The organism is Pseudomonas putida (genome assembly GCF_016406145.1).
GTDB lineage: Bacteria > Pseudomonadota > Gammaproteobacteria > Pseudomonadales > Pseudomonadaceae > Aquipseudomonas > Aquipseudomonas putida_E.
This window is the reverse complement of record NZ_CP066306.1, coordinates 1,741,144-1,755,614: the sequence shown is the minus strand read 5'-3', so window position 1 is coordinate 1,755,614 and position 14,471 is coordinate 1,741,144. Positions and strand designations below refer to the sequence as shown.

9 protein-coding genes and 1 pseudogene are annotated in these 14,471 nt (G+C 62.9%); 3 read left to right on the top strand and 7 right to left on the bottom strand.

Annotated elements, in window-relative coordinates; translation table 11 throughout:
- Positions 1–27 precede the first annotated feature (27 nt).
- On the bottom strand, positions 28–459 hold the full coding sequence (locus JET17_RS08095; RefSeq protein WP_012313494.1) for a DUF2628 domain-containing protein: 432 nt from the start codon (positions 457–459) through the stop codon (positions 28–30).
- A gap of 311 nt (positions 460–770) precedes the next feature.
- On the opposite strand from JET17_RS08095, the gene JET17_RS08090 reads away from it, so the two are divergent.
- From JET17_RS08090 to JET17_RS08080, 3 genes are read left to right on the top strand one after another with little or no spacing between them, the layout of a single operon-like run.
- Complete coding sequence (locus JET17_RS08090; RefSeq protein WP_012313493.1) at positions 771–2,009, top strand: exonuclease SbcCD subunit D C-terminal domain-containing protein; 1,239 nt, start codon at positions 771–773, stop codon at positions 2,007–2,009.
- Entirely contained in the window at positions 2,006–5,650 is a 3,645-nt protein-coding gene (locus tag JET17_RS08085; protein WP_012313492.1) for an AAA family ATPase, read from the top strand. The genes JET17_RS08090 and JET17_RS08085 overlap by 4 nt, the downstream gene beginning before the upstream one ends.
- Entirely contained in the window at positions 5,647–6,240 is a 594-nt protein-coding gene (locus JET17_RS08080; RefSeq protein ID WP_012313491.1) for a glutathione S-transferase, read from the top strand. The genes JET17_RS08085 and JET17_RS08080 overlap by 4 nt, the downstream gene beginning before the upstream one ends.
- Positions 6,241–6,273: 33 nt before the next feature.
- Here the strand turns inward: JET17_RS08080 and JET17_RS08075 are convergent, their stop codons facing one another.
- From JET17_RS08075 to pepN, 6 genes and pseudogenes are all read right to left on the bottom strand, one after another.
- Positions 6,274–6,453, bottom strand: a complete 180-nt coding sequence (locus JET17_RS08075; RefSeq protein ID WP_012313490.1) for a hypothetical protein — start codon at positions 6,451–6,453, stop codon at positions 6,274–6,276.
- A 123-nt stretch (positions 6,454–6,576) separates the two neighbouring features.
- The gene (locus JET17_RS08070) at positions 6,577–7,707 is read right to left on the bottom strand and encodes a lactonase family protein (RefSeq protein WP_012313489.1); all 1,131 of its coding nucleotides are present in this window, start codon (positions 7,705–7,707) and stop codon (positions 6,577–6,579) included.
- Complete coding sequence (locus JET17_RS08065) at positions 7,673–7,963, bottom strand: DUF5629 family protein (RefSeq protein WP_012313488.1); 291 nt, start codon at positions 7,961–7,963, stop codon at positions 7,673–7,675. Before JET17_RS08065 ends, JET17_RS08070 begins: the two co-directional genes overlap by 35 nt.
- A gap of 157 nt (positions 7,964–8,120) precedes the next feature.
- Positions 8,121–10,520 carry an efflux RND transporter permease subunit gene (locus JET17_RS08060; protein ID WP_012313487.1) on the bottom strand — a complete coding sequence of 800 codons (2,400 nt, stop codon included), beginning with the start codon at positions 10,518–10,520 and terminating at the stop codon, positions 8,121–8,123.
- Positions 10,517–11,557 carry a WD40/YVTN/BNR-like repeat-containing protein gene (locus JET17_RS08055; RefSeq protein WP_042111278.1) on the bottom strand — a complete coding sequence of 347 codons (1,041 nt, stop codon included), beginning with the start codon at positions 11,555–11,557 and terminating at the stop codon, positions 10,517–10,519. Before JET17_RS08055 ends, JET17_RS08060 begins: the two co-directional genes overlap by 4 nt.
- 249 nt (positions 11,558–11,806) lie before the next feature.
- Positions 11,807–14,468: pseudogene (gene pepN, locus JET17_RS08050) on the bottom strand (aminopeptidase N).
- Positions 14,469–14,471 lie beyond the last annotated feature (3 nt).

Here is a 14,471-nt window from a genome sequence, read left to right as displayed (position 1 = left end):
TCTTCCCCCGCTGCTCACCGGCAGCGATCAGATGAACCGATGCCCCTGAAACGGGTTCCAGCCCTGCTCCCCTTTGGTCTGTTTCAGGTAATAGGCATAATTGGTCAACATGCCATACAGCACGGCAAAGGCCACACTGATGCCCTGATCCAGCGCCCGAGGTACCGCATTACCCGTGGCAGCCTCGTAAACGCCTTCAAGCAGCCCGATGCCCATGATGATGGCCAGCATGACCAGATTCTTCTTCCACATGCCCAGGACAAACCAGTAGATCGGGCCAAAGAAGAATCCGAGGAAATTGTTGTTGATCAACAGTTTCTTGCGAAACGGCAAGGCGCGGAACGCTGCTTTGTAGGTCGCTTCACGTGGCCCGCCGTGCTGATCGAAGAAGGCGAAACGCTCCTGCCATTTCGGCTTCAGGTTGCCGTAGTCGGCTTGGATTTGTGGCGTGCTTTGCATAAAAATTCCTTTTTAGATTGGTTCCGGTAGCCCACCCCAGCAGCATCGCAAGCGCCGCGCCGCGCCGGGGCAAAGATTAGAACATCGGCGATGGCCGGCAACAAGCAAGCAGATGGCCACTATGCCGACCTGTTCGCATAATTGAATGTCCGTGTAGCACGCGCCCCTCCTTTCAACGCCTCGAATACGGCCAGGCTCCAGACAATCAGCAAGCCACTTGAGTTACCATACCGCCCTCCTTCGAGGGCCGCCTTGGCGCTGTCATGACGCCAAGTGCCGAAGCCTTCATGTCCCAATCCAACAGGTCATCCATGCGTCTGTTTCACACCTCCGACTGGCACCTGGGCCAAAGCCTGCACGGCCAGGAACGCGACTTCGAACACGCCTGCTTCCTCGAATGGCTGCTCGGCCAGCTGCACCTGCGCCAGCCCGACGCGCTGCTGATCGCCGGTGATATCTTCGACACGGTCAACCCACCGGTCAAAGCCCAGGAGCGGCTTTACGACTTCATCGTCCAGGCCCACGAGCAACAGCCGAAGCTGGACATCGTGATGATCGCCGGCAACCATGACTCCGGCTCGCGCATCGAGCTGCCTGCCGCGCTCATGCGCCGCCTGCGCACCCACGCGCTGGGCCGTGTGCACTGGCTCGACGAAGGCCAGCTGGATGCCGAACGCCTGCTGATCCCACTGACCAACGGCCGCGGCAAGGTGGCCGCCTGGTGCCTGGCCCTGCCCTTCCTGCGCCCGGCCGAGGTCACCGGCCCGCAGTTGGGCGACGACTACCTGCAGGGCATCAACCAGGTGCACCAGCAACTGATCGCGGCCGCGCAGAAAAAACGCAAGAAGGACCAGGCGCTGGTCGCCATCAGCCACGCGCACATGGCCGGCGGTGCTGTGTCCGAAGACTCCGAGCGCAGCCTGATCATCGGTAACGCCGAGGCCCTTCCGGCCAAACTGTTCGACAAGGCCATCAGCTACGTTGCCCTGGGCCACCTGCACAAGCCGCAGAAGGTCAACCGCGAAACCCGCATACGTTATAGCGGCTCGCCGATCCCATTGTCGTTCGCTGAAATCAACTATCCGCACCAGGTGCTGGAAGTCGAGCTCGAGGGCACTGAACTGGTCAGCGTCGAAGCGCGCCCGGTGCCCCGTGCCGTAGCCCTGCAACGCATCGGCCCGGCGCCGCTGGGCGAATTGCTCGAACAGCTCGCCGAGCTACCTGAGATCGACTTGCTCGAAGACCCCAACCGCCAGCCCTGGCTGGAGGTACGCGTGCGCTTGGACGAGCCTCAGCCGGACCTGCGCCAGCAGATCGAAAACGCCCTGCAAGGCAAGGCGGTGCGGCTGATTCGTATCAGTACCGAATATGCCGGCCAGGGCAACGAGCAGGACGACGACCAGGCATTCGTGGAACTGGCACAGATGACCCCGCAGGACCTGTTCAGCCGCGCTTGGGAACAGGCCTACGGCAACCCCGTCGACGAGCAGGCCCTGGCCGACTTCGCCCTGCTGCTGCAGGACGTCCAGCTGGAAGAGGAGCAGCCATGAAGATTCTCGCCATTCGCCTGAAGAACCTGGCATCCCTGGCCGGCCCGGTCGACATCGACTTCACCGCCGAACCCCTGGCCAGCGCAGGCCTGTTCGCCATCACCGGGCCTACCGGCGCCGGCAAGAGCACCTTGCTCGATGCACTGTGCCTGGCGCTGTTCGGCACTGTGCCGCGGCTCAATGACATCGGCCGCGAAGCCAAGGTGCCAGATGCCGATGGCGAAATCCCCACCTCGGACCCGCGCAACCTGCTGCGCCGCGGCACCGGCAGCGGCTTTGCCGAGGTCGACTTCGTCGGCGTCGACGGCCACCGCTACCGCGCGCGCTGGGAAGCCAACCGTGCCCGCGACAAGGCCAATGGCAAGCTGCAACTGAGCCGTCAGAGCCTCTATGACCTGGACAGTGAGCAGGTGCTGGGCAGTGGCAAGAACGAATACAAACAACAGATCGAAGCCCGTCTGGGGCTCAACTTCGAGCAGTTCACCCGCGCCGTGATGCTGGCCCAGAGTGAATTCGGCGCCTTCCTCAAGGCCGACGACAAAGAACGCAGCGAACTGCTGGAAAAGCTCACCAACACCGCGATCTACACGCGCCTTGGCCAGCGTGCCTTCAGCAAGGCCCGCGAAGCCGGCGAAGCGCACAACGCGCTGAAAGACCGCGCCAGCCACCTGCTGCCGATGGCCGCCGAAGCCCGAGCCGAGCTGGACAAGCGCCTGGAGCAGGCGCAACAACATCTCAAGGCCGAGCAAGCCCGCCAGCGTCAGCTGGAGCAACAGCGCACCTGGCTCAACGAGCAACGCCAGTTGCAGACCCAACTCAGCGAAGCCGGTGCCGCCCTGCACACTGCCGAGCAAAACTGGCAAGCAATGGCCGAGCAACGCCTCGACCTGCAGCGCCTGGAACGCCTGGCCCCGCAACGGCACCAGTTCCATCGCCAGCAAGCACTGACCGCGCAACTGACGCCGTTGGCGGCGCAGATCGCCGAGCAACAACAGCTGCAAGCTGATCTGCTGGAGCGCACCCAGGAGCTGGAGCTTGCGCTGGTTGCAGCGCGCCAGACACTGGCCGACAGCCAGACGAAACACAGCGAAAGTGCCCCGCGCTTGCGCCAGGCGTTTGCCGGCCAGGACAGCCTAACGCGCCTAGACGCTGAGCTGGAGGCGCAACGCACGGCCAGGCAGCAGGCCGACCTGCACGTCGCCGAAGGCCAACAGCAGTTGCAGCAACTGGACGAACAACAGCAGCGCAGCCTGCAACAGCTGGCGCAGATCGACGCGGCCTTGGCAGACAGCCAGCACCTGGCCGGGCTGGCCAATGCCTGGCAGGCCTACCTGCCCCAACTCAAGCAAGTGATGCTGATTGGCGGGCGCCTGAGCAAGGGCCGTGAGGAACTGCCCGGCCTGCAGGCCAGCGCCAGCGAAGCCAATGCGCAGTGGCAGGCCCAGCATGACGCGTTCGAGCTGTTGTTCCGCGAAGCCAAAGCAGAGCCGCAGGCGCTGGCTGAGCAGATCGACCTGCTCGGCAACATGCTGCAGGACAATCGCAAGCAGCAGCGGGCGGTCGAAGAACTGGCGCGCCTGCATGGCCGCGAGCAGGAGCTGCGCAGTCAACTCGATGGTCTGCGTGAACGTCAGCAGCACGCCATGCAGCAACGCCAACAGCTGATTGGTGAAGGCACCGCAGCCAAGGCGGAGCTGGAAGCGGCCGAGCAAGCGCTCAACCTCACCCGCCAGTTGCTGGAGCGTCAGCGCCTGGCGCGCAATACCAGCGTCGAAGAGCTGCGCGGCCAACTGCGTGACGGCGAACCGTGCCCGGTCTGTGGCAGCGCCGAACACCCGTTCCACCAGCCTGAGGCTTTGCTGCAGAGTCTGGGCCGACATGATCAGGTCGAAGTAGATGCTGCGCAGAAGCACGTCGATACTCTCAACGGCAAACTGGTCGAGCTACGCACTCAGCTTGGCGTGGTCAACGCCCAGCTCAAGGACCATCAGCAGCAACAGGCGCAGCTGGGCGAACAGTTGCAGCCGCTGGTCGCACACGTACAGTCGCACCCCCTCTGGCCTGCCCTGGCGCCACAGGACGACAAGGCCCGTACAGTGTGGTTGGAAAGCCAGCTGAAGCGCCTGGACAATGAGATCAAACAGGACGAGAAGCGCCAAAGCGCCCTGCTTGCCCTGCAAAAAGACGCTGCCCGCCTCACACAGCAATTACAAGCCGCACAGGAGGCGCGGCAACAGGCCCAGCGCCACCTGGACCACCAGCACCAAGCCCTGGCCAACGATGAACAGCATCTGCAACAAGGCCTTGATGACTTGGCCAGTGTGTTGCCGGCCGATGTACTGAAGGCCTTGAGTGATGATCCGGCCAATGCCTTCCTGAGCCTCGACCAGCAGATCGCGCAGCGCCTGCAGCAGCTGGAACAGCGCAAGGACGAGCAGGACGAACAGCACGCGCGCCAACTGCAACTGGACAAGCTGCGCGATCAGCAGCAGACGCGCCTGCAGGCTCAGCAACAGCTGCAGCATACTCTCGCAGCCCTCGACGAGCAGCGTCTGCAGGCTCAGGCGCAGCTGGCCGCGCTACTCGGCGAACACACCAGCGCCGAAGCCTGGCAACACCACCTGGAGGTGCACCTGGAGCAGGCCCGCGCCCTTGATGCCCAGACTGCTGAGCGCCTGCAGGCGCTGCGCAACCAGGGCGTGCAACTGGCCGCAGAGCTCAAGGCCAATACCCAGCGCCAGCAGGCACTGGAGCACGAGTGCCAGCAGCTTCAGGGCGAAATTGCCCAATGGCGCAGCGAACATCCCGAACTGGATGACAGCGGGCTCGATCGCTTGCTGGCCATGGACGACTCCCAGCTGAGTACGCTGCGCCAGCACCTGCAGGCAGCAGAAAATGCCATCGAGCAAGGCCGCGTGCTGCTCCAGGAGCGTGAGCAGCGCCTGCAACAGCACGCCGCTCAAGCACAGGGTGACGTGAACGGCGAAGACCTTGAGCAATCACTGGCCGGCCTTGCCGAGCAACTGAACGTTCAGGAGCAGCAGTGCGCTGAGTTGCGCGCGCAGCAGGCTGACGACCAGCGTCGCCAGCAGGCATACCAGGCCCTTGCCTGCGAAATCGAACAGGCCTACCAACAGTGGCAGCGCTGGGCACGCCTGAACGCGCTGATCGGTTCGGCCTCTGGCGATGTGTTCCGCAAGATCGCCCAGGGCTACAACCTTGACCTGCTGCTGCACCATGCAAACGCCCAATTGCGCCAACTGGCGCGGCGCTATCGCCTCAAACGTGGCGGCAGCGCCCTGGGGCTGCTGGTGCTGGACACCGAAATGGGCGACGAACTGCGCTCGGTGCACTCGCTGTCCGGCGGTGAGACCTTCCTGGTGTCGCTGGCCCTGGCCCTGGGCCTGGCCTCGATGGCGTCGAGCACCCTGCGTATCGAGTCGCTGTTCATCGACGAGGGGTTCGGCAGCCTCGACCCTGAGTCGCTTCAGTTGGCCATGGACGCCCTCGACGGTCTGCAGGCGCAGGGCCGCAAGGTGGCGGTGATCTCCCACGTGCAAGAGATGCACGAGCGCATTCCGGTGCAGATCCAGGTGCGTCGCCAGGGCAACGGCCTGAGTGATGTCGAGGTGTGCGGGTGATCCTTTTCTCGTTTCGCCGTTGCCCTTGGGCCATGCGTGCGCGCCTGGCCCTGCACTATGCCGGGTGCGAGGTACACATCCGCGAAGTTGCGATGAAGAACAAGCCGGCCGAGTTGCTGGCTTTATCACCCAAGGGGACGGTCCCGGTGCTCGACACCGGCGAAGGCGCGCTGGAGGAAAGCCTGGACATCATGCGCTGGGCGCTTGAGCGCAATGACCCGCAGGACTGGCGGCTGCAGGCTGACCCCGCAGCCGCACAACAGGCTGACCGGCTTATTGCCCGCAACGACAGCGAGTTCAAGGCGCAGGTCAACCTGTACAAATATGCCGAGCGATACCCCGAGCACACACGCGAGCATTACCGCCAGAAGGCCGAGGCCTGGCTGGCGGAGCTTGAACACCTGCTAGAGGGCCGGCCCTACCTGCTGGCCAACCATCCAAGCCTGGTCGACGCCGCGCTGTTGCCCCTGATGCGCCAGTTTGCCGGGGTCGAACCGCAGTGGTTCGCCGAGGCGGCTTATCCGCGTGTGCGGAGCTGGCTGGAGGGGTGGTTGGCGTCTGAGCTGTTCAAGGCGGTGATGGCCAAGTGAGCTGATCCGAGCCTACAGAGGGTCGCGCATGGCTCAGTGGTTGTGTTTAGCACTCAAAGCCGCATGAAAATGGGCACTCTGGCGCAGGTACTGCTCGGTATAGCTGTGGGTGGCGGATACCTTGTTGCTGGTGTCAGCATGGGCATGCGCAGGCAGCACGACAGAGGCGGAAACGGCGGATGCGGCGATTACCGGGAAAAGATTGAAGTTCATCTGGGCTGACCTCGACTTCGGTGGTTTGACGTTGGCCTGTCTGGGCCTTGGGTCAAACTTACGCCGCCAGGATCAGCTACAGAAATTCATTGCGCTGGTAGGGATTATCACGCGTATCGATAGTCACTCGATAAACTTCAGATCCGAAGGTGCGTCCTGTGCCAGGGTCTGCACAGTCTCACCCAGCTTGCCCGTACGCGGATCGCGGCGCATGACCACGATCTGGTTGCTCTTCTGGTTGGCCACCAGCAGGAAGTTGTCACTCGGGTCCAGGGCAAACTCCCGAGGATGGTCGCCCTCCACCGATCGACGCTGCAGGAAGGCAAGCTGCCCATCATCCTTGCCCACACTGAATGCAACGATCTCATTGGCCGTGCCGCGATTGCTCACATAAAGAAAACGCCCGTCCGCCGAGAGGTGCAGGCCGCCTGCCGCCTTTGCCGCCGCGTCCTGCTGCTCGGTCAGCGGCAGGCGCTGGCGTTCGCGCAGGGCAGCATCATCGACATCGAACATGACCACTTCGGCGCTCATTTCCAGCGTCAGATAGGCATGCCGCCCCTTGGCATCGAACAACAGGTGACGCGGGCCGCTGCCAGCTGGCAGTTCGACCGATGCGGGGATGGCCGGGCTTAGCGGGCGGTCGGTGCTGGCGCCGTCGTAGCGGTAGATGAATACCCTATCGGCTCCCAGGTCACTGGCATACAGGTGACTACCGTCCGGCGACAGCACCACTGAATGCACATGGGCACCGGCCTGGCGCTCGGGGTTCACCCCACTGGGCGCGTGTCCGGCCTGCTGCACCACATCCTTGAGTTTGCCGTCTTTGGCCACCGGTATCACCACCAGGCTGCCGCCCGGGTCTGGAGCAACGGCGTAGTTGGCAACGAACAGGTAACGCTGGTCGCGGCTGAGGCTGGCATGCGTAGGTTCATCGCCGCGGGTGGCAACCTGGTTCAGCGGCTTGATCTCACCCTTGCTACTCACGCTGAAACTGCTGGCGTGTCCCTTTGGCGCCTCATTAACCGCGAACAGTTGCCGCTGATCCGCCGAAAGCACCAGCCAGGAAGGGCTGACGCTCTTGACCACCTGCTGCGGCGTAGGGCTGATGAGGCCAGTTTTGCTGTCGAACTGGTAACGGTAGATACCTTGGCTCGCACCATCGGTATAACTGCCCACCAGCAGCGTGACGGCCTGGGCATTCAAAGTCAGGCTCATGAGACTAGCGGTCAGCAGGCTCGTCCAGGTCGGGTTCATCGTCGTCTTCATCCGGGGCGCGAAAGGCACTCATACAGACTAGACGATGCTCGCCCTGGGCATCGTGCAGTTGCCACTCGTCACCGGCACCGATGGCGGCGGCGACCTGTTCGGCAGTGAAGGTCCAGCGCCGATGTTGGCGGCCGTCCATGCATTCGACCGTCAGGCCTGTTTCATCGAGATTGAAGTCGAAGGCGTGCAGGCCATCGATCAGTAGCATGTCGCAGGATGCGAGGGCGGTGGCGAGGGGGGACATGGGGGTACCAATTGGAAAGGAGCCGGCATTATAGCCTTGGCGCTGCGTTGCAGCGATGCATGGCACCGGCTTCACCGGTGATCGCCGGCAAGCCGACTCCCACAGGCCTTGTGGAAGCTGGCTTGCCGGCGATGGGCCGCAAAGCGGCCCCTTGCAATCAATGGGCGAAGATCGAACCGCCCTGCTTGCCTGCCTTTATCTTCTCGGGCTTGATCAGGAACCGCGCCAGCGCCGGCAGCAGCCACAGCGCACCGAACATGTTCCACAGCAGCATGAAGGTCAGCATCAGGCCCATGTCGGCCTGGAACTTGATGGCCGAGAAGATCCAGGTGCACACGCCGATAGCCAGGCAAAGACCGGTGAACAGCACCGCCTTGCCGGTCGAACGCAGGGTCTGGTAATAGGCTTCCTGCAGCGGTAGGCCGGCACGCAGGAAGCTTTCCAGACGGCTGTAGATGTAGATGCCGTAGTCAACACCGATACCCACGCCCAACGCCACCACCGGCAAGGTGGCGACCTTCACGCCGATCCCCATGAATGCCATCAGCGCATTGCCCAGTACCGAGGTCAGCACCAGCGGCAGCACGATGCACAGGGTGGCAGCAAAGGAGCGGAAGGTGATCAGGCACATCACCGCCACGCAGATGTACACCAGGATCAGGATGGTCAGCTCGGCCGACTTGATCACCTCGTTGGTCGCAGCCTCGATCCCGGCGTTGCCCGCCGCCAGCAGGAACTGCAAGCCGTCCTTGTCATGGCTTTCGGCAAACGCCTTGGCAGCGCTGGTGACACGCTCCAGGGTTTCGGCCTTGTGGTCGTTGAGGAACACCAGCACCGGTGCCAGCGAGCAGTCGGCGTTGTACAGGCCGTCGGCGCGGGCGATGGAGTTGTTGAGGATGTCCGGGTTGCGCGACAGGGTTTCCCATTTCAGGCTGCCCTCGTTCATGCCCTTGATCACCTGCTTGGATACCGTCACCAGGGAGATCGCCGACTGCACGCCGGGGGTGTTCTCCATGGTCCACATCAGCTCGTCGATCGGTGCCATGGTCGAGTGGATCGAGCAGCTCTCCGCCGGCGTCTTCACCATCACCACCAGCACATCGGAGCTGGTCGAGTAGTTGCTGATGATGAAGTTGTTGTCCTGGTTGTAGCGCGAGTCCGGGCGCAGCTCCGGCGCGCCCTGGTCGAGGTCGCCGATTTTCAGGTTCTGGCTGTACCACAGGCCACCAGCGAAGGCGACCAGGGCCAGTGCAATGGACACCGGCGCCACCTTGGCGCTGGCGAAATTCGACAGCAGGCGCCAGAACGGATGCTCACGGGTGGCGTCCTTCTTGCTGCGCTCGATGGCCTTTTTGCTGATGCCGATGTAGGAGATCGCTACCGGCAGCAGGATAAGGTTGGTGAAGACGATCACCGCCACGCCGATCGACGCACCGATGGCCAGTTCGCGGATCACGCCGATGTCGATGATCAGCAGGGTAATGAAGCCCACCGCGTCGGCGAGAATCGCGATCATCCCGGGCAGGAACAGCTGACGGAAGGTGCGCCGGGCAGCGGTCAGGGCATTCTCGGCGTCACTGGACTGCAAGGCGATGCCGTTGATCTTCTGCACCCCATGGGAAATGCCGATAGCAAAGATCAGGAACGGCACCAGCATCGAGTAAGGGTCCAGGCCAAAGCCCACCACATGCATCAGGCCCAATTGCCAGACCACTGCCACCAGGGTGGTGATCAGCACGGCGATGGTGCTGCGGATGCACCAGGTGAACCAGTAGAGCAGCACCCAGGTGATGACCAGCGCGACCCCAAAGAACATCGCTACCATCACCAGGCCGTCGATCAGGTCACCGACCTTTTTGGCGAAGCCGACGATGTGCACCTTCACATTGGGGTTCTGCGCCTGGAACTTGTCGCGAATTTTCTCCTCGAGCAAGTGCGAAAACTGCTGGTAGTCCAGCTTGACCTGTTTCCCGGGGTCCTGCGGATCGGGGTAGCTTTCCAGCAAGGGTACATCGACGATGCTGGACTTGAAGTTGTTGCCCACCAGGCGCCCTACCTGGCCGGACTTGAGCACGTTGTCGCGCAGTGAGTCGAGGCTGTCTTGCGAACCGTTGTACGTATTGGGGATTACCTCGCCGCCGGAGAACCCCTCCTCGGTGACTTCACTCCAGCGCACGCTGGGGCTCCACAACGACTTCAGGCCCGCGCGGTCGACGCCGGGGATGTAGAACACCTCGTCATGGATCTGGCGCAGGGTCTCCATGTAATCCTTGTCGAAAATGTCGCCATTGACCGCCTCGACCGAAATGCGCACGGTGTTGCCTAGGTTGGCCAGGTCGTTGCGGTGCTCCATCATCTGCTCGATGAACGGATGCTCGAGCGGAATCATCTTCTCGAAACTGGTCGAGGGGCGGATCTGCGCGGCCTGCCAGAACAGGAAGATGCTCACCAGCACGCACAGGGCGATGACCACCGGGCGGTTGTTGAAGATCAGGCGTTCCAGCAGCGTGGGTTTGTCCTGGTGGTGGGGGTGCATGATGCTCTCTCGGCTGGTCATGGGCGAGGCTCCTCGGTTGCCTGGTCGGCACCTTCGCCGGTGGCCAGATGTAAACCACCCTGCCCTACCAGCAGCAAGCCGCCATTGGCCAGGCCACTGACGCCAGCCAGGGCAATACGGTCGGCGCGGTTATAGACAGTGAAGCTCTGCCCGTCATCAATGCTGCGCAGCACGCTGCCGCCATTGCCGACCAATACCAGGCTGCCATCATCCAGAAGCGTAGCGCTTGCCAAGCCGAATTCGAGGTTGCCGCGCGCGGCCTTGAGTTCGATCGGCTGCCAGCTGTCGCCAAAGTCCGTGGAGCGGAACAGATTGCCGCGCAGGCCATAGGCCAACAGCGTCTGCGGCTGGGCGGTGCCGATCAAGCCGAACAGCGAGCCCTCGTAGGGGCCGTTGAGCTTGCTCCAGCTCTGGCCGCTGTCGCTTGAGCGAAACATGCTGCCCTGCTCGCCGACGATGAACAGGCCGGCATCCTTGATCTGGGCAATACCGTTGAGGTGCATCTGGTCGGGATTGTCCAGGCGCTCGGCGACGTCCTGCCAGTGCTGGCCGCCGTCGCGGGTTTCCAGCAGTGCGCCGTAAGCGCCCACGGCAAAGCCGTGCTGGGCATCGAGGAAAGTGACATCGAGCAACGGGGCTTCACGGGCAAGGTCTTCGAACTGCTTGCTCCAGGTCGCACCGCCATCGTTGCTGGCGAGAATCTGCGCGTCGTGCCCGACTGCCCAGCCACGCTTGTCGTCGACGAAGAACACTGCGGTGAGCAATTGCCGGGTAGGCACCCGGGCCTGGGTCCAGGTATTGCCCTGGTCATCGGAGAACAGAATGTGGCCGCGATCGCCCACCACTACCAGGCGCTTGCCGGCATGGGCGGCATCGATCAGCAGGCTCTGGCTGGCCTTTGCCGATTCGGTGGAGTACTCCTGTGCGGCGGCGGCTTGCGCGCTGCCCGCCCACATCCCCAGTGCCAGCGCCAGCATTGCGCCGGCTGCCAGCGGCCAGGCACCACGCCTGGCGCGCGTCATTACCCGCTCCCTCATGACCGTCCCCTGTTTGTTGTTCTTGGTGGGTCTGTGCCTTGCAGGTACTGCGAAAACCTTGTGATAGAGGCCTGCAATAGCTTCGGGCCATCGTAGCGGGGATGTTTGCGGGAACACAACGAGCGGGACGTTATGTTTTGTTAACCAGAAACAAGGGGCTGTTGCACAGCCCAATCGCCGGCAAGCCGACTCCCACAGGTACTGCACCGCCCTGAAGGCTTGTGCATTACCTGTGGGAGATCCCAGGCTTTATGCCAGGCTTTTGCTCACCACTTCATACACATCGCTGGACAGAGCCCCGGAAGCAAGAATCCGCTCCAGCTCGCCCTTCATCAGCGCCTGGCGCGCGTCGTCATACTTGCGCCAGCGGGTCAGCGGTGCCAGTTGACGCGAAGCAAATGATTTGCGGGTTCAGCGCATTCAGCTCGATCACCAGGTCCGCCAGGAAGCGATAGCCGGAGCCATCGGCCGCATGGAAGTTGACCAGGTTCTGTCCGGCAAACGCACCGACCAGCGCACGCACCTTGTTCGGGTTTTTCAGGGTGAACGCCGGGTGCTGCATCAGCGCCTTGACCCGCGCCAGCCCGCCCGGCAAGGCACTGGCTGCCTGCACGCTGAACCACTGATCCATGACAAGCGGGTTATCCTTGAAGTGCTCGGCGAACGTTTCCAGGGCCTTGCCACGCTCGGCCTCGAACGGCGAATTGACCAGCACGGCCAGCGCCGTCAGCCGTTCAGTCATGTTGTCGCAGTTGTCGAACTGCTCAAGGGTCGCTTCCAGCACCTGCGGTTTAGCGCTGAGCATCAGGTACGACAGGGCAATGTTCTGCAGGCTGCGACGGGCGAAGTGCTCGGCTGCGGCGACGTAGGCGGTGTTGCGCGAAACCTCGCGGTGCGCCTGGTAGCGCGCCCACAGGCCATCGAACAACTGCTCGGCAATCTGCCGGCGTGCAAACTCGCGTGCCGCGTGGATGGCGTCGACATCAGCCACCTGGCTGATCTCGGTCAGGTAGGCTTCGCCCGGCAGTGACAGCATCTCGGCAACCATCGCGGCGTCCAGCGACTCGTTGGCCAGAACAGTGCCCAGGGCAGTGATCAGGCGCTGATCGAGTCTCAGTGCTTCACCACGCTGATGCTGGCCGATCAGTTCCTGCAGTACCTGTACCGATAACTGCTGGCCCGCCTCCCAGCGGTTGAAGCCATCGCTGTCGTGCTGCATCAGGAACATAAGCTGGTCCCTGTCATACGGGAAGCTCAGCTTCACCGGCGCACTGAAGCCGCGCAGCAGCGATGGCAGCGGCTTGGCCTGGATACCTTCGAAAGTGAACGTCTGCTCGGCCTCGGTCACCGACAGCACGCGGCCAGTACCAACAGCGGAGGCCTCACCGGCCAGGCGCAGTGGCAGGTCGTTGCCCTCGGCATCCAGCAGGCCCAGCTCCACCGGGATCACGAACGGCAGTTTCTCGGCCTTGTCCGGCGTCTGCGGGCAGCTCTGGCGGAAGGTCAGGCTGTAGGTTTGTGCTGTGGCGTCGTAGACCTCGCTGACATCCAGGCGCGGCGTGCCCGCCTGGCTGTACCAGCGCTTGAACTGGGTGAGGTCGACGCCGTTGGCGTCTTCCATGGCCTTGATGAAGTCATCGGTGGTCACCGCCTGGCCATCATGGCGTTCGAAGTACAGGTCGCTGCCCTTGCGGAAACCCTCGGCGCCCAGGAGGGTACGGACCATGCGCACCACTTCGGCGCCCTTCTCGTACACGGTCAGGGTGTAGAAGTTGGAAATCTCGATGAAACTGTCCGGGCGCACAGGGTGAGCCATGGGCCCTGCATCTTCGGCGAACTGGTGGGTCCGCAGGTAGGCGACGTCCTCGATGCGCTTGACCGTGCGCGAGTTCATGTCGGCGCTGAATTCGGCGTCGCGGAACACCGTGAAACCTTCCTTGAGCGACAGCTGGAACCAGTCGCGGCAGGTCACGCGGTTGCCCGACCAGTTGTGGAAATACTCGTGGGCGACCACGCCTTCGACACGCTGGTGGGCAGCATCGGTGGCGGTTTCGGCGCGGGCCAGCACGCAACTGGAGTTGAAGATGTTCAGGCCCTTGTTTTCCATGGCGCCCATGTTGAAATCGTTGACCGCGACGATCATGAAGATGTCCAGGTCGTACTCACGGCCATAGACTTCCTCATCCCAGCGCATGGACTTCTTCAGGCTGACCATGGCGTGGTCGCACTTGTCGATGTTCTCGGGTTCGACATAGATGCGCAGGGTCACGTCGCGGCCGGACTGGCGCACGAACGTGTCCTCGACGCACCACAGGTCACCGGCCACCAGCGCGAACAGGTAGGCCGGTTTCATGAACGGGTCTTCCCAGGTCGCCCAATGGCGGCCATCTTCAGCCGGCCCGCTGCCGACCGGGTTGCCGTTGGACAGCAGCACCGGGTAACGATGCTGTTCGGCGATCACCGTGGTGGTGAATGTGCTCATCACGTCCGGGCGGTCGAGGTAGTAAGTGATCTTGCGAAAACCCTCGGCCTCGCACTGGGTGCAGAACATCTTGCCGGACTTGTACAGGCCTTCCAGCGCAGTGTTGCTCTCGGGGTGGATCTTCACGCTGGTGTCGAGGGTGAAACGCTCGGCTTTGGGGTGCAGCGTTAGGCTGTCGGCTTCGAGCTGGTAGTCGCTCGCCTGCAGTTGCTGATCGTCCAGCGAGGCGCGCAGCAGCTCAAGCTGCTGGCCGTCGAGCACCAGTGGCGGCAGGCCGGCACCGCGTGCCGGATTGCGGCGCATGACCAGTTGCGCATGGACCAGCGTGTGGTCCTCGAACAGCTCGAAGGTCAGGTGCGTCTCGTCGATCAGGTACTCGGGCGCCTGGTAGTCCTTGAGGTAGATCACTTGCGGTTGTTCGGTACGCATGTG